The 16,500-nt window shown below is 59.4% G+C and carries 15 protein-coding genes; 7 read left to right on the plus strand and 8 right to left on the minus strand.

Going from position 1 to position 16,500, the window contains the following annotated elements; translation table 11 throughout:
* Positions 1-8: 8 nt before the first annotated feature.
* From KF841_02985 to KF841_03000, 4 genes are all read right to left on the minus strand, one after another.
* A complete protein-coding gene (locus KF841_02985) occupies positions 9-971 on the minus strand; it encodes a hypothetical protein (GenBank protein ID MBX3394311.1) in 963 nt (320 codons plus the stop codon).
* Positions 968-3,787, minus strand: a complete 2,820-nt coding sequence (locus tag KF841_02990) for a DUF499 domain-containing protein (GenBank protein MBX3394312.1) — start codon at positions 3,785-3,787, stop codon at positions 968-970. Before KF841_02990 ends, KF841_02985 begins: the two co-directional genes overlap by 4 nt.
* Positions 3,788-3,939: 152 nt before the next feature.
* Positions 3,940-4,257 (minus strand): hypothetical protein, encoded by a 318-nt coding sequence (locus tag KF841_02995; protein ID MBX3394313.1) that lies wholly within the window; start codon positions 4,255-4,257, stop codon positions 3,940-3,942.
* Positions 4,258-4,280: 23 nt separating this feature from the next.
* The gene (locus KF841_03000; protein ID MBX3394314.1) at positions 4,281-5,267 is read right to left on the minus strand and encodes a tyrosine-type recombinase/integrase; all 987 of its coding nucleotides are present in this window, start codon (positions 5,265-5,267) and stop codon (positions 4,281-4,283) included.
* Between the two features lie 176 nt (positions 5,268-5,443).
* Between KF841_03000 and KF841_03005 the strand changes: the two genes are divergently transcribed.
* Genes KF841_03005 through KF841_03025 form a run of 5 tightly spaced genes read left to right on the plus strand, consistent with a single transcriptional unit; the run spans position 5,444 to position 10,102 of the window.
* A complete protein-coding gene (locus KF841_03005) occupies positions 5,444-6,253 on the plus strand; it encodes a sugar ABC transporter ATP-binding protein (protein ID MBX3394315.1) in 810 nt (269 codons plus the stop codon).
* Positions 6,250-7,203 (plus strand): ABC transporter permease, encoded by a 954-nt coding sequence (locus tag KF841_03010; protein MBX3394316.1) that lies wholly within the window; start codon positions 6,250-6,252, stop codon positions 7,201-7,203. Before KF841_03005 ends, KF841_03010 begins: the two co-directional genes overlap by 4 nt.
* Before the next feature lie 13 nt (positions 7,204-7,216).
* Entirely contained in the window at positions 7,217-8,248 is a 1,032-nt protein-coding gene (locus tag KF841_03015) for a sugar ABC transporter substrate-binding protein (protein MBX3394317.1), read from the plus strand.
* Between the two features lie 14 nt (positions 8,249-8,262).
* Positions 8,263-9,669, plus strand: a complete 1,407-nt coding sequence (locus KF841_03020) for a PAS domain-containing protein (GenBank protein MBX3394318.1) — start codon at positions 8,263-8,265, stop codon at positions 9,667-9,669.
* A 4-nt stretch (positions 9,670-9,673) separates the two neighbouring features.
* Entirely contained in the window at positions 9,674-10,102 is a 429-nt protein-coding gene (locus tag KF841_03025; protein MBX3394319.1) for a hypothetical protein, read from the plus strand.
* 69 nt (positions 10,103-10,171) lie between these two features.
* Here KF841_03025 and KF841_03030 read toward each other — a convergent pair whose 3' ends face one another.
* The gene (locus KF841_03030; protein MBX3394320.1) at positions 10,172-10,420 is read right to left on the minus strand and encodes a hypothetical protein; all 249 of its coding nucleotides are present in this window, start codon (positions 10,418-10,420) and stop codon (positions 10,172-10,174) included.
* 1,023 nt (positions 10,421-11,443) lie between these two features.
* Between KF841_03030 and KF841_03035 the strand changes: the two genes are divergently transcribed.
* Entirely contained in the window at positions 11,444-11,755 is a 312-nt protein-coding gene (locus KF841_03035; GenBank protein ID MBX3394321.1) for a hypothetical protein, read from the plus strand.
* 201 nt (positions 11,756-11,956) lie between these two features.
* Positions 11,957-12,115: a hypothetical protein gene (locus tag KF841_03040; GenBank protein MBX3394322.1), complete on the plus strand. Its 159-nt coding sequence runs from the start codon at positions 11,957-11,959 to the stop codon at positions 12,113-12,115.
* 112 nt (positions 12,116-12,227) lie between these two features.
* On the opposite strand, the gene KF841_03045 is transcribed toward KF841_03040, so the two are convergent.
* From KF841_03045 to KF841_03055, 3 genes are all read right to left on the minus strand, one after another.
* On the minus strand, positions 12,228-13,631 hold the full coding sequence (locus tag KF841_03045; protein MBX3394323.1) for a UvrD-helicase domain-containing protein: 1,404 nt from the start codon (positions 13,629-13,631) through the stop codon (positions 12,228-12,230).
* Between the two features lie 294 nt (positions 13,632-13,925).
* Positions 13,926-14,213: a hypothetical protein gene (locus tag KF841_03050; protein MBX3394324.1), complete on the minus strand. Its 288-nt coding sequence runs from the start codon at positions 14,211-14,213 to the stop codon at positions 13,926-13,928.
* Positions 14,214-14,410: 197 nt separating this feature from the next.
* Complete coding sequence (locus KF841_03055; protein ID MBX3394325.1) at positions 14,411-16,201, minus strand: ParB/RepB/Spo0J family partition protein; 1,791 nt, start codon at positions 16,199-16,201, stop codon at positions 14,411-14,413.
* Positions 16,202-16,500: the final 299 nt, after the last annotated feature.

Consider the following 16,500-nt stretch of genomic DNA (forward strand, 5'->3'; position numbering starts at 1 on the left):
TGCCCCCGTTACAGCGCTGGCAATTCGATAAAGGGGACCGCCACCTCCAGGAGGCTCATCCCACCGTGGCAGAGGTACGGGTATCCACCCTGCACCTTCCATTTCCGCTGGCCCATCACCACGTGGTGGCCATTGTGCGTGAAGACGACGGGCGGCATGAGCCGGTGAGTCCACGCGCTCGTCGCAGGTTTGCAGCGCGACGCGCCGAAGGCGTCTTTCAGAACGGCGACAACTTCTTCATCCGTCTCGTTTGTCGCGAAGCTGCGTGATAGCGCGTAGCCGTGGTCCGACGTGATGATCAAACGCCGGCCCTGGCGGAGCGCATCGACGAATTGCCAGAAGCCGGGGCCTTGAATCGTCTGCCTTGCGACAGAATTCACCTGGTCGGGCGAGCGCTCGTGAACGTGTAGGATGTCGTCAAGCCAGGTGTGCCACACGAACACGTCGCGACGGGGCCGAATAGCGCCGACCGCGTCTTCAAACGGATGATTGAAAACGTCGACCGCCAGATCTTGCGAATTCAAGGCAAAGCTGGCGGGCGGGGAGCCACTGGCGAGCCGAGCGCGCGACTGTGCGCCGAAAGCAGCCGCGAAGCTGTCCGTATCGGATGGAATCTCAGAGCCGGTGACGCGGATTTGCGTTGGCACGACTTGGCGTTGCTCGGCTACGGCGAGCAGGACGAACATTTCGCGCAACGAAAAGGCATCAAGGACCAGGACGGCGCGGCCGGTTGCGTTGACCGTCGGCCACCACTCACGCAATGCCTCTGATGTGCGTGGCGCGGCGCCGGGGTATTCCTGCCACAGATCCCACCCGGCCTCGGCGAGCAGCCGGTCGGGCGGAATGGTCTGGCTGTGCAGCTCCAACGGCGACGCGGTCGTCTTGGCGATGTCGCAAAGCGACGCGAAGATTTCGGTCCACGTATCTCGCGCGGTCAAATTGCCAAGAATGGTGTCCTGCCACGACCTCATGCGCCGTCGCCCCCGCCGTTCGGTCGAAATGACACTTCGAGCTTGGCCCGAATATGAGACGGAAGACGCTGGAGAATCTGCTTGGCCTGTTGAACGGAGAGGCCCTCGAATTCAATCTTTGTTCGGTCGAGCGCAGCGTCGGCCGGAACGCCCCATTGCTCGAAGCTGCCGATCAGATTCACAATCGTCGTTGCGCCGTCGGTGGCGCGAACTTGGGCGGGAATAACTGGTGTGACCGGTGGGTTGATGGGCTGCGGCCCCGCGCCCGTTGTTTGGGGCTGCGTCGGTTGCTGGTCGTTGCCGGTTGGCTGCGCGCCGCCGGTCGCAGTGGCTGATGTATCGGTTGGAAAAAGGCCGCCCGGCACGGGCTGTGTCGGCTGGGGTGGCGTCGGCCCCGAGACAGCGCCCGAGCCTGCCGCCGCCGGTAAGGCAAGCTGAACTTGCCGCATCTCCTGTGTGCCGCGAAACGCCTTCGGCCGAATGTAGCGCAATGCCTCGTCTTCGTCAGCGTGATCGGGAAGCCGTGCGACCCATGTGCCGGCGACATTGAAGACCACCTTGCCCTTGGCGGCGACTTTGCAAACTTCTTCGCACGTATCGCGGTCGCCGAGAAACGGGATCGCGCTCTTCTCGGCCGATGGCGGCGGCTCACGCAAACCGTCGATGAGTCGGCTCACGTCGTCACCGTTGCGTGCCGAATCGATGACGAGTGACTGAAAATCGGTCGCGTCGAACAAGTCTCGTTTGATTTGCTCGTCGATCGCGACGGGAATAGCGCCCTTTTGGCGAACCAGTTCGACATCGATCCGCTCCACGTCAAACCGGCATTGCTCGGGCTGGCGAAAGTTCCAACGGCTGAGAACCGCGAATCGATCAAAACGCGTTCTCAACGCATCACGTAACGGGCGCTCGAACTCATCTTTGAGACCGCGATAGTGCGGATCGTCCTTCCAAGCCTGTGACGTGAGGTAAGCACAGCGGGCGACAAATCGCAGATTGGTGTCCTGGTACAGGTTCTTGCTGCCGACGGCGGGGAGAAGGAATCGCACGGTGTTCCGCTTGGACTGTACCTTCGTCGCGAGCCACGTGCCGAGGGTCTTTTCGATGGAACCGGCTGGCTCATCGAGTGGCGTCGGAATGACAAGGAGGATTGGCTGAGTCCAGGTCGCTGGGCGGTCCGATTCGTCGATATCGCTCCACGGATCGTTCTCCCAGTTTGGTCCGAGCACCACGACCTTCGAAACCGATTGGCGGTTTTCGGGTTCGAGGATGTAGCGGAGCGTCTTGCGGATGTGTTCCAAATCCTTGCCGGAATAACTGGTCGTTGCGCCGGGCGTGCCTGATGCCGCCCAAAGGCGGTCATTGCGAGCCGTCGAGCGGACCTTCGTTTTCGCGTTCTCTTCGCGGCCGAACCAGATTCGGCCTTGAAGGTTGTCGGACCCGTGGATGTTGACGCTGCTGTCCTTCGTCTTTAGCAGTTCGTCAAGAAACGCGTTGTCGTCCACAGGCGTGTCGCGCGTTACGTCGAGCTGAAGCTCCTCCTTCGTACCGCCCGCCTCTCGGCCCGGCGTCATCGATCGTATCCAGAGGGCGCTAATGATTTCGCGGCTGTGTACAGTCGATTCACCCTGCGCCTTGATTCCGTCGAGGTTTCGCTGCGCGATTTCAAGCAGGTCGCTCTGCGCTCCATGCGCCGCAATCGATTCCAAGAGTGCCTGGACGCCGTGCGTGTCGGCATCTACGAAGAAATCGGCGGCCGTGAGTAACGGCACGGCATCGCCGCGTTCGCGGTATGCGGCGGCAAGAATGCGAATCAGGTCGCGCGTTTCCTGGGCCGCTTGGGCCATCAGGATGTGATCTTCAAGCAAGTTCACAAGCTCCGGCGAGAAAGGCCAAAGCGTGACTACTTCTTCGGCGATTCGATTTCGTTCCGATGCCGGCAAGTGCGAGAATCGCAGGCGGTATCGCTCACCGGCGTACGCGGTGACGAGCTGGTCGATCTGAGCCCTGCTGATGTTGTCCCGGTTCTTGAACAGGCGGTGGAGCAGCAAAAGCTGACGGTCCTGCTTCGCCGTTGGCCCTAGGAAATTCACGACGACCGGCGTGTCACGGTGAACCTGCTGAAATGCCTCCGTCGTGTTGTTCAGGACAGAGATCACGAGCATCACGAGTTCCGGACGCTCGCGTGAAAGCTCAGACAGATTCTGAACGAAATTGGACGCCATGTCGCGCTGTCGCGAACCATCGCGGCCGACCTCCGGCAAGCCGTCGAACCATTTCTGGAACTCGTCGAGGATCAGCACCACTGGCTGGGCTTGAAACATCTCTTCGACCAGGGAGCGCGAGGGAACATTGCTTCCGCTTTGCTCGAACCGCCCGCGAAAGCGCTGGCCCTGAGGATGGCGGTCGAAAATCAGATCCCAAAGGAACGGGTACTCGTGATTGTGAACCGCTTCCGAGATCGCGAAATACCCGGTTTGCAGCTGCAGGTTGGCGAGAGCTTGGCTGCCAAGGCGATTGCCCCAGTTCCTGGCCCACGCTTGGACGACGTCCGGCGCCATCGTGGCGTGGTGCACGACCGCCATGATGTGCGATTTACCGCGGCCCCGGTCGCCCAGCAGAGCCATCGGCTTTTGCGGCCTCCCGACGCTGAGGGCGCGAAGGGCCGCTTGAACATCGCCCGTGGGGTAGGTTATTTCGAGGATGCGGTCGGCCGGTTGCTGCGCCGCTCCCAAATTGTCGTTTCGGCGAAGGGAGATTGCCGTGCCCGGCGTGTTCGTGCCAAGAAATTCATCTCGTAGCTGAAGTCCGAGCATCCAGGCCCATCTCCCAGAAAAAGCCGAAACGACGCTGCGTATTAGCGCAAGTCTCTGACGGAACCGCAATTGTACGTCGGAGCACGCTCCCGTACAGCCGGAAAGCCCGGTCGGGGGCTGTATCGCGGCGATCGACTGGCTGCCCGAAGGCGCTAAACCCCCGTGCCTGGAACCACCGTTATGCGCTGTGAGAACAGCCGAACCGCCTCGCGCCGCTCGTCAGGAGTTAGGTCGGCCGCGTCGAGCAGCCGATTCCAGTTTTGCCGCAAGTCGGTCAGGCTTTGAAGCCCGTCGAAACCGTCGCCACCGCTCCTGCGAACATAGACGAGATCTTCGGTCTCGCTGACGGTGATCTCGGCGATTTCCGGCCTGGTCCAGGACTCGCCCAATACGAATCCAACCACCGCCGCCATGAACGGCGACATCTCGGTGAAACGGTCGGGATGGAGCTTCTCGGCGAGCTTGGCCATGACGAGGCCATTATGGCGCGCCGTCAGTAACTCGCAAAGAACGCGGCCGATTTTTCGGGGTTGTAGCCCCGGCGGTCATAGAGCTTCGTCGTGGATGGGTCTCGGTGGCCGACGGCCCGCTGGACCTGCTCCAGGCTGGCGCCGTTTTCGAGTGCGGTCGTGATGAACGTGGCCCGCATGGAGTGGGCGGAGTAGCCGCGGGTCAGGCCGAGCCGAGCGGCGTATTTCCGCAGCACCCGGTCGATGGCGTCCGGAGCCATGTGCCTGCGGGGCTCCCGTGAAAGGCCGTTGTGGCTGAGCGGACGAAATAGCGGTCCGTCGAAATCGGCAGCGTGTCCGACTGCGGCGAGGTACTCGCGAACACGCTGGGCCGTCTGCGGGTGAAGCGCGAGGGCGTCCTTTCTGGCACCCTTGCGGATGACGCGGATCGAGTCGAAGCCGCGATTTTGGTGCAGGTCGCCAACGCGGAGCCCGGCGATCTCGGCCCGTCGAAGGCCTGCTTGAAGTCCCACTGAAAGAATTGCCCGGTCACGGAGCCCGGCCAAGGTGTCGGCGGGCGGGTGGTCGAGCAGTTTCCGGGCCTGGGCCTTGGAGAAGGCGAGCGTGAAGCCCTCGTCGCGGTTTATTGCCGGGCGGCGGATAGCCGCCACGGGGTTCCGGTCGACCAGGTCATACTCGACAAGGTGCTTGAACAGCGATGATAATGCCGCCAGCCGCCGCCGGACGGTAGATGCTTCGGCATCCTCGGCTTCGCACATGAACCGCTCCCAGGCGATGATGGCACGGTGGTCAGCTTGGCGAAGCTCCTGGGGAGCGACGATTCTGCAGAACCGCATGAAGTGCTGGACGTCGGCCTGATAGGCCCGGCGGGTTCGCGGTGACTTCTGTCTGGCAAGCCAAACGGCTTCTTCCGGTATGGCCGCGAGAGAATCGAGGGTCGCGATGGCGGGTTTCCCTGCCGATCGTTTTGCGAGCGAATTGATGCTCGAATCTGCCAACTTTTCAGTCATGCCCTTCCACGTGATAATCCAGTTTATCACGCGCATGACGATTCGTCGAGGGAGTCTCGGCCCGACACGAATCCGGTATGAGTTGTGCGTTCCGAGTCTTGACCGCCTGCACCGGACCCGACACAGCGAAAGCTGGAGCGAATGGATCCCCACGCATAGATAAAGGTCCGCCAGCAATGAACCGACGTGGACGTGACAGGCAACCTGAGAGTGCGCGGGGCAGCCGACCGTACGAAGGCCTCCAAGCCGTAGAGGTCCTGTCGCTGTCCCACATTTCATTCTCATTCGGTGCCATCGAAGCTCTCCGTTCAGTCTCTCTTTCAGTTAGAGGGCCAGCCCTAATCGGGCTTGTGGGTGACAATGGGTCCGGAAAGACAACCCTGCTTCGACTGCTGAGCGGCGAACTCAGGCCAAATTCCGGTGTTGTTAAGATGTTGGGCGAACAACGCTTCTTCCGTCGCCCAGCGGACGCAATACGCGCCGGAGTTGCATTTGTTCCACAAGACGATGCTGTGTGCGCGGACCTGTCAATCGCAGAGAACCTGATGCTCGGGCAAGAGGCCATTACGCGAATACTCGGCATTCCTTTCATTCGTCGCGCTGCTTGCAAGCACACTGCCAAACAGACCCTGTCGCTTCTACGCAAGGATTTCCCGTCGGTCACTCGTCTCGCGATGCGCCTTTCGGGCGGCGAGCGAAAGGTACTCGCAATTGCAAAGGCCCTGTTAAGATATCCTAAGATCCTTTTGTTGGATGAACCGACTAATTCGCTAGGATCCCACCAACGAACGACGTTTTTTGAAAACCTGCGGAAAGAGGTTGAGCGCGGGGTTACCGTAATTTTTTCGACGCACCGCTTGAATGAGTTGCGTGAAGTCGCGACGAGCGTGATCGCGCTGCGCCAGGGCAGATTAGCAGCAGTTCAAAGCATCGGCGATCTCACCGACGCCGAGCTCCTCCAGTTACTTTCGGGAGCGGAAGGATGACTTTCAACGAACTCGCGCGCCTAGGGCGCATAGCGTTCCCGCTAGTCGCCCTTTTTTCTATCGTCGGGGCAGCCCCGCTTTTCGCCCCGAGATTTCTGACTACGGGCAACATCCTCGTGATCCTCTCGGAAGCCATATGTATACTACCAGCAGTCGTTGGCATGCAGTCGGTAATGGTAGTGGGCCGCTTCGACCTTTCTATCGGAGCTAATTCAGCACTTTCCGGAATCGTGGCTGGGCTGCTTCTTCAATCAGGACATAGCTTGGCCCTCGCGCTCGCATTAGGAGGAATTGCAGCCCTCCTGGTTTCTACTCTGAATGGTCTGCTGATTGGTCTTTGGCGACTGGACGTTCTGATATCAACGCTGGGCACGATGTGGATAGTCCGATCCCTAGCCTTGGTACTTAGTGATGGAAAGACAACCGGTTCACTGGCTGTTCCCCTCATGCCACTAACGCACGCATCGATGCTCAACATGCCCTTGCCCATTATTGCTTCGCTCCTGTTTCTTGGTTTGCTTATTGTACTGTTCTCGCAACAACTGCACTGCCGGCATCTCTATGCAATAGGCAGTAACGAACATGCAGCGCGCCTATCGGGACTTAATGTTCCGTTCGGAGTGATGCTTGCGTATTGGATCGCGGGGGTCGGTGCAAGCCTAACAGGCTTTATTCAAATGCTCCGTTCGGAGGCCGCATCGCCGCTCGTCTTCCAGGATCTCGCGCTTGAGTCAATCGCCGCATGCGTCTTGGGTGGAGCGACACTTGCCGGCGGGCGGGGTAGTATGCTTGGGGCGGCGCTAGGCCTCGTTACAATCGTAGCGATACAGAACCTCGTTCTGGCAATGGGGATATCGACTTACTGGCGATATTGCATGATCGGGTCGCTAGTCATGATCGCAATCATGCTTGATCGCCTTGGACTGTCCGGCAAGTGTTCGCGCATTTGAAGGAGATTGTCTGATGAATCGTCAGCACGCACTTTGGGTTGTCGGCGCGGCACTCGTTGCCGCTGTTGTTGGGTTCGCTGCAGGACGCTATACATGCCCGCTCGCGACGCCAAAAGTTAGTCCACCTGAAGCAAGTAGACCTCACGCAACTGAATCAACTCACCTTGAGATGAATGTCGTTGTCGCGAATGTTCCGTTCTGGACGGAAAGCCGCCTGACGTGGGAAAAGCTCGCCGCGACATCTAACAGTACTACAGCAACCTTCGGGGGGCCACACAACTCAGATGCCAATGCGCAGGGAGCCGAATTGCGGTCGATCCTTGCGCGCGGTTGTAACGGACTCGTCGTAGCCCCTGCGGACGCGGCGTCGGTTGCTCCAATCCTTCGCGACTACGAGTCGGCAGATGTGCCGGTAATTACATACCTAATTGACTCGCCGGAAGTGCACAAACTGACCTATATCACATCGGAACTGGAGCAGGCTGGAGAGCGGATCGGTCGCTACGCTGTTGGCGCCGTGTCGCGGAAGGGGGCAGTCCTTATTTCTTACGCGCAAGCCGGAAACCCAGAACAGGAAGCCAGGGCGAAAGGTATTCGGGACGCCGTCCAGCAAACACAGGGGTTTACAGTGCTTGATCCGATTGAGGATAAGTATGACGAACAACATGGCGGAGAGCAAATTCGCGCTCTTCTTGTTCAGAATCCGAATATTGTTGCTATTGTTGGGTGCAATTCGCGATCTGCAATCGGCGCCGTCCAAGCTCTGAAGGCGCTAAATCGCAAGGCAGGGGACGTTGTGGTCACCGGCTGGGACTACGATAACGATCTCCTTGACCTAATTGATCAAGGATGGGTAGCCGCATCGGTGGCACAGAACACAGAATTCATGACGTTTCTCGCGTTTGAACTGCTTGAAGGATATCATGAGGGCTTGGTGCGCGCAAAGAGGGGAATTACTCCAGGTGCAATCGTGCCTCCAGCTCAGATTACTGTGCCTGTTGAGGTAATCACGAAAGAGACTGCGGCCGCCTTTCGACGTCACTAGCACAGGAGAAGACAATGCACGAGGCCGATGTTTACGCCGCCCGCATTAAAGACCTAGAGGCGCAATTGAAAGAGCGGGACGCCCTGATAGCGACGCTGCAAGCGCAGCCTCTCGAAGCATCCTATGACCCGCAAGACCAAGCCTTGCCGCCCCGCATTCGTAGGTTCACCGAGCTGCGCGCATCGTGCGCTTCTGACCTGAGCCTGACACATTCGGGCTTGGCCGCGCAGATTCTCGATGCACTCCCGGTACAAGTCTATGTAAAGACTGCTGATCGACGTTACGCGTATCTGAACGCCGCAGCGCTACGAAGGATGGACTATCCGAAGATTGACCCTCATGGTCAGAGTTCAGACGATGTAATCTTGGAGGACGCTGACCTTCGGAATACCGTACGCGACGAGGATCTGCGCTCGCTGAAGTCGATGGGGCCCTTACGAGCAATTGAGCATTGGACCGACAACACCGGCCGCTATCGTACGAATGTTACGACGAGATTTCGTATCTGCGATCCCAATGGTAACGTCTTAGGTACTGTTTCCATCGCCAGCGACGAGGAGTTCAGGGCATCCACTCGAACGACGGAAGCGATTGTTGAGCTTCTGGTGCATGATTGGGTGTCTGGCTTGCTGGAGGCCCTACACGACAAACTTCAAAATCTTCTCTATTGGAAGTCCCAGTGCGAAAGCTATTCGTCGGAGGTGCGCGCAGAGGCAGCCAACTTACTTGAGCTTGCGCGCGCAGGGGATCCAGATCCGTCGCGTATTGATTCGGGCATGACGGGCGAAGTCTTTAATGGATGGGTTGGGCACACGTTTATCCCGATTCATTTTATGGAGGGCTACCTGCGCTTCCTTCGATGGTACTTGGGCGATCCGACATTCATGCAAAGCGGTAGCCGAGGATCAATGATGCAGCTATCGTTTCGGTTTGCTTGCTTAGAGTACATGAATCGGATGTTTGCGTTCCTCCGCGGTGCGGGCAATGGTCCCCTTCCGGTGAGCTCTCAATGGAGCATCAACTACGACAGCGTGCCGGATGACTTGCAGCTTGAAGGCGATGTGCACCTGCTTAGAATGCTCATAATGGAAATGGTTCGGAACCATGACAAGTATGGCCGCCCAATCAGTGGCGAGCCTTTGGCGGTTCGGGCAGAGAGGCGGAACGGCGCTGTGGAGATTGCATTCTTCAGCGCAGGTGAACCTTTGGACGGTGATTCGACCGAACTAGAACGACTATGGAAGCGGGGCGAACGAAAGCAGCATGATCCTGACCCCCGCCGGCAAAGACCAGGAGCCGGCTTCGGATTGTTTTTTTGCGATCGAATAGCCAAGATGCACGGATGTGCTCGTGAGATTAGGCCAAGTCGCGGCGGCGACTTCAAAGGCAATGTATTTGTGTTTACGTTCCCAAAGGGGTGAAGAAATGGCAACGGTGCTGATTCTGGACAACGACGTGAATCATCGACTTCAAATGCAAGGCGCCCTGAATAAACGAAATCACGACGCAATTTGCGTGCATGCGGGCGCAACCGACGAAATGGCTCGGCTTGCGGAGGAGAAACTGCGCCAAATCGCCTCGCCCGATGCGCCGGTAGATGTCTTGGTGCTTGATATGCGATTGGACGACGCCGAGCTAGGAGGAGCAATCGTTTACGAGAAACTCATCGCTGCAGGTTGCCGCGCGCTCTGGAAGCATGTCGTTGTCGTTTCAATTTGGTGCGAAGGAGGAACCCAAGCCGAGGCCCTTCGGCAATTCATGCAGGACAATGCAATTCCGATGGAAAACTGTCTCCCGAAGCGAACGGCTCGAACCGAGCGACTCGTAAATCGAATACTCGAGCTTGTCGAGTAGCCAACAACCTCATCACGCACTTGCAACGGGCCTTGAAAGTTCCGTGTCGCAATCCAGTAACTTGGGGGACTATTCGCCCCATCTCTTGAGGCCGAGTTTGCTCTTACACGCATCAAAGGTGATATTGACGATATCGTTTACGCTCAATCTCGCCAGTTTATCCCCAATATCTTTCGTCACCGAAAACTTCTTAAGAACCTCCCCTGATGCATTCACGAGGGCGAGATAAAGGAGCCCTTTGCCAGCAGCGCCTTCAACCAACTTCCATCTCGCCGGAGACCCAACTTCTGTTTTCTTCCCAGGCAGTGAGATATCCATAGCATGACTCCAGTGAACGACCCACCGTACAACGCGCACTTACAGGCATCTTACCGCAGTTCCATTCGACTTTCAACACTTTTTCTCTGCTTCGCCGGCATGCGGTGCGGCTCAGATGTCGCCGACGCCTCCCGGATCTTCCGCCGCGAGTGGTGCAGCGTGTGGGCCAAGGCCCGCACGCTCATCCCATCCCGATGGGCCCTGCGAATCTCGCCGTAATCGTCCACCGTCAGCATCCTTCGTCTCCGCGATCACCGGTCTTCCCATCGGGAAACCAGCATCTGGAAACGCTGAGGGCGGGTCCATTTTGCGCGCCGATTACCACGTGTATCCTGGTCGGAGTGGCTGACCGTCACGTTGTGCATCGTACCTCATGCGGCCTGGTTGAGCCAGAGCACAGCCCTGAGGTTGCGGTCCCGGAATTCGAGAACCGGCGCGTTTCCCGATTCAGCCATGACGCTCTTCCCAAACGTGCGCGAAGGCCCGGCCGCACCGGCCGGGAGGATCGTTATGCCGGTTTGGGCGGGGAGCGCAGCCAGTCTCGGCGGGCAAGCGGCACCCATGCATAGCGCTGCCAGTTTGGCACATTGGGCGATCTGGGGGATAGGGGTTGACCGATCTTGCCCTCTCAATGACCCCCACGTTCTAACCTGCCAGCAAGAGAGGTTGTCGGTCCACACAAAGTGCATCGGGCGGGCGTGCGAGCTGGCGGGGGTTCAACTAAACCGGGCAATCGGGCAGGCCGGATCGCTTCTTCCGAGGGCTGCAGCCGGTACAATACGGCGAATGGACGATGCGGGCGCACCCGGTCGCCCTGTTCTTTCTCAAGTGCATCGCATGCGGCTCGGAGTTCAACCCCCTCGTGGGGTTCACATGCTCCCAAGACCGGTGAGGGAGCCTAAATATGAAACCGGCAAAGGAAGGTGCGTTTGTCGTCGCTCATGGCCTCGGCGAAGCGTTGTTTTGCAAGCCGGCAGGGAAACCTGCCGGTGTGTGTAGCAACTGCATTCGTTATGGAGGAATATGAAACAACGACAATCACAAAGAAGAAAGACCCGGGTGTTCCATGTTGAAAACCCCACCTTTCAATGGCCTGAAATTCCGTGTGCGGAAATTCCGGCCGGCTACAAACTTGTAGCCGAGGTGGACACGTACAACCTGGATAAGGCTATCCTGCTGACGAACAACGTCGATCAGGATTGGTCGCTAAATGTCGGCGTCACGGCGATTGTTCAACCATGTCGCTCAACTTCGGTTGGCGACGTGATTGTGACACCAGACGACGAGGCGTACCTGATCCTGTCCAGGGGTTATCGTCGGCTCGGAAGAGTCTAGGCACCCATTTCTTCTTTACCTTCCGCGCCTCGGTTTAACAACCGAGGCGTCTTTTTTTTGCGCCCAGCACGCGCCTCGATCTGCGACGGGAAAATACGACGGCCAGTCGCCGCTTGTTGGCCGCAAGCTGAGAACCTATTCGCCAGCGACTTTGAGTGCTGATAGGTGACATTAGCAGGATGATGTGCTAAGTGGCCAGCTATGCCTGCTGCACCCCTCATTCTCGGCGCGATGCTTGTCGTTGGCTACCCCGCGGCTGCAACCTTCGCCCTACTGCCCCTGGCCGCCCTCTTTGCGCACGGGCGACACTACATCCTCGCCTACGCGACATTGCTGGGCTTTCTGGCGAGTCAGTGCTAGCCCGGACAAGTTGTTCCATGACGGACAGGAGCCCGGTTCCATCGCCGACAGCATCGGAGGGGTGGCAAGGCGCGAACAAAACCTTGCCAAGAGACCCTGTCGGAATGGCGAATCAGAGCCAACGGAACAATCCGAGCGAACCCGGATCTGTCAGAAAACAAGAGGGCTCTGCCGGAATCGTGCCCCGTCGCCGGGCTGACGTAATAAGCAGCCGCTCGCGTGCGCGGGTAATGCCGACGTAGCAGAGCCTCCGTTCCTCCTCGACTGCATCCATGTCGCCCTCGGAGTTTCCGTGCGGGATCGTCCCATCCTCCATCGCCGGCAGCACGACGATGGAGAACTCCAACCCCTTGGATTGGTGCAACGTCAAGACTGCGACGCCGTCGGCGTTCGCACGGCCCGTTGCGCACGGAATCCCGGCCCGCCGGAACTCGCGCGAGAATGAGCCAACCAGCTTGTGGCTCCGAACGAGCACCGCCATGGAGGACCACTTGGTGGTGCTAGAGCGCCTTCGCAGGCACTCCGCAACGAACTGCCGCTCCTCAGTCTCGTCGGCGGCGATCATCCATTCGACCGGATTGCCGGAGCCGGCTTCCGCGGTGAGTCGTTTTGGGCAACGATTCGCGGCCTTTGAAATGACTGCGTTCGCAAGCGCGACAATCGGTGCGCGAGAGCGATAGTTTGATTCCAGCGTGACGGTGCGTGTGCCGGGGACGCGTTCGGAGAATCGGCGGATGCGTTCCACGTCGGCGCCGCGAAAGCTGTAAATCGACTGGTCATCGTCGCCGACGACGCAAACGTCGCGTTCCGAGCCCAGAATCAAGTGAGCCAGACGATCCTGACCTTCATTCGTATCCTGGTACTCATCGATCAGCACGGTCGGCCAGCGCCGCTGATATCGTGAGCGCACATCCGCATCGCGCGCGAGTAGTTCAACAGGACGGAGCACCATGTCGTCGATATCGATCGAACCGGTTTCGGCAAGCGCTGCCTGGTATCTGGTGTAAGCGTCTGCCACGACCTGTTGGAAGTCATTGGCAGCAGAACGGCGGCATTCCTCGGGACATAGGCCCTGATTCTTGGAGCGGGAAATCGCGGCCTGAACGCGACCAACGTCATCGCTGAATCCGCTTGCCTGCAACGAAGCGCTGATGACGCACCGTTGCTCCTCTTCCGTTATGACACGAAGCCTGACGTCTTCACGGATCCGGCCGCACTGCTCGCGCATGATCCGAAATCCGAGCGCATGAAACGTGCAAACGGTCAAGCCGCCGGCGCGAGAGCCGAGCAGCAATTTCAGGCGGTGCCGCATCTCGTCAGCTGCCTTGCGTGTAAAGGTGAGCGCAAGGATATGTTCCGCAGCGGTGCCATCGCGGATGAGGCGTGCAATCCGGGCGGTAATGACGCGCGTCTTTCCCGTCCCAGCGCCGGCCAACACGAGCATCGGACCGGCCGGAGCTTCGACGACCTGGCGCTGTTGATGGTTCAATTCCCTGGTCAGGTCTGTCTGGGTCATAGAACCTCCCTCTAAAAAAACCGAGTCTTCGGTCAGCCTTGCCATCGCAGTGATGCGCACCCCGAGCGCAAGGCTCAACTGCACTGATCAAAGAGAGAGGAGAAAGAACGACTCGACATGCGGCGCGACCGACCGCACCTGCGGACGGTCAGAACACGTGGTGAGACGATGGAGAATGACACAAGTCGCGTGAAAATGCACGCATTGGCCGCAGTACCAATCGGACAATCTGGAATCGTGCCGCGGCGGCATTATTCAAGTGGCCGGGTGGATGCTCGGCCTTCGCAACAACGCTCAGCGTTTCAAACCTGTTTTGCGGCCCTCGTCGCCACGCGACGACGTATTTCGAGCCGCAATCAACTGCTCGTGAATCCACGAATGCGCTTCGTTCAGCGCCTTGGCCAGCGGGAGCAGGTCCGCGGGTCCGAACGAGTGCGCATTCTTCCAGGTCTCGCCGTCCCGGTAGGAGCGGCAGACTGTCACGTTGTGCATGGTTCCCTTGGCGGTCTGGTTGAGCCAGATCGCGGCCTTGACGTTGCGGTACCGGACCTCGTGGACCGGCTTGTTTCCCGACTTGGCCATGACGCACCTCGATTCCGTGTGCGAGGACCGAAAGCGTTCCACCCGGTACTCCGTTATGGCGAGACGGCGTGCAACTGTGCTTCCTCCACGGGGTGCTCGTAGGGGCTGGGTGTCGTACTTCGTTGAAACCAATGGCGAATACCGCAAGAAAAAATGATCACCCAGCGGCGGCTGGCGCCGCCGGGTGTCACGCCATGTCATGCCGCGCGAACGCGCTTTCGAGACTTTTTCCGGTTAGGCGCCTTGCGTCGAGCGGATTTTGGACGTGGCGCGTGCTGGTTGCCGTCCGTGACGCCTCCCGCATCGGCAGAGCGATCAGACGGGGCCACTGCGATTCCTTCGGGAGCGGCTTGCTCATCGGATGATACATCCGACGGCGCCTCTTCGGGCGGCAATCCCCAGCTCTTGGGCTGCGGAAGCGTGCGGACGGCCTCGGCTTCAATCTCGGCATGATTGATGCCGAGAATCTTGCACATTCGCTGGGCCTCGAAGGCCTGAAAACCGACTCGGCTGCTGTCGTGCATCGTCAGCCGTCGAATCCAAATCTGCAGAACGTCATGCACCGCCGAGGCGTTTCGCTCTTCGAGCGCAACAGCGCGCAGTCGGTCGTAGCGGTCCCATGGATCTTCGTGGTACATGCGATCCGCACGCCCTGATGTTCCGAACGACAGCAAGAGCGATAGCACCTCCAGGGGTGATTCGTTGCGGCCGTCGTCAGCCGATTTCGCTGCCAGCATTCGCGACACATCCTCGACGGTGAGATTGCGAAGCTGCGTCTCGACCTGCTTCACGACAAATGCCTGGCGGCGCTTCTGATGCCGGGCGCGACGCTCGTCGAGTGTGAGGGGCTTCTTCTCGTCCGTCTTTTCGTCCTTTCGACGGCCGTTCTTGTGGCCGGGCATCTGTGGATCTCCAGCGTCGATATAAACCAGCTTCCCGGCCTTCGGCCCATCGACCTGCATGGCAGGGACGGCATTGGGGTTGCTCGCCTTCACGAATCGCGGCGCGTACACGCGGTGAATTCGGTCCCCGAAGGCCTCATGCAGCGCCGAACTGCCCGATCCGCTGCCGATCTGGACCAGCGCGAGATTCGGATGCGCACCGCGAAGTTGTGCCTCGCAACGCTGCACGTGGGCGACCTGCTTCCGCTCGAAGCAAGCGGCATCAAGGCATCGATCGTCCTTGGCGGACTTTCCGTTGGTGGGGACTTCTTCGGGATCGAATAGAAGCGGATGCGCGCCCGACCGCTTCGGGCAGTTACGGCACGCCCCCGCAGTTGGGTCGAGGGCCTCGTCGTCCGGTGACCATGGCATGGCGGCAAGCGTGTGGAGCCCGCCATCAATGATTCGCCGAAGCTCCTCGACGCTCGGAAAGCCTCTGCTGAACACCGGGTAGAACTCGTCCTCGGCCAGCGCAGCCTGGGTCTCGTCCGGCAATCGGGCGATCAGTTCCAAATGTGCTGGCGATAGTCGACTTGCCGGCGAATCCACCGAAATGACCGCCTTGCGCCACGGTTCAGTAAGCCGCGTCAGCGACGCCCGCCGGGCAACGAACTGCGGGTTCTTGCCGAGACGAGCCGCGACCGCCTCGACATCGAAACCGTGGTCGAGCGCCTTTTGAATGACAGCGGCTTCCTCCAGCGGATGAAGATTCTCCCGCTGCAGATTCTCGGTGATGGTGACCGCCAACGCAGCCTCGTCGTCGAGCTTGCCGACGATAGCGGGAATCGTCTCCAATCCCGCCAGCTTGGCTGCCCGCCAGCGCCGATATCCGGCCCGAATCTCCCACGAGTCCGGTTGCTCCGGATGGACGCGAACCAGGATCGGTTGCAGCACTCCATTTCTTTTAATGCTCCGGGCCAGCGATTTCAACGAGTTGTTGCTGACCGGCCGGCGACCGTTCTCGGTGGACGGTACGAGCCGATCCACGGGCAGCAGTTGGATGCGACGCGCGACCGGGGCGCGCGCCTTCTTCTTCGAGGTGGCCATGATAATTCTCCTGAAATAGGACAATGGGACACGCGCCCGACCACGCGGACGGGCAGTTACGCATGGCGATGCGAAAGCAGAAGCGCTGACGGCAGACACCCGATCCCATCCGGGACCGAATCAAGCGGCTGAAAACCTATCTGCGTACGACACGGCAGCGCCTCGCGGACCATGGACCGCGCAACGCTGCGATATCTGGGCCTCTACCGAAATCGAGATGTGAAAGATGGGCCAAGCGAAGCGTGCCATGTTTCAACGTAAAAGGAAAGGCGTGACGCCACCAAAGCTCGCTGTGAAGT

Source organism: Phycisphaerae bacterium (assembly GCA_019636475.1).
Taxonomy (GTDB): Bacteria; Planctomycetota; Phycisphaerae; order UBA1845; family UTPLA1; genus JADJRI01.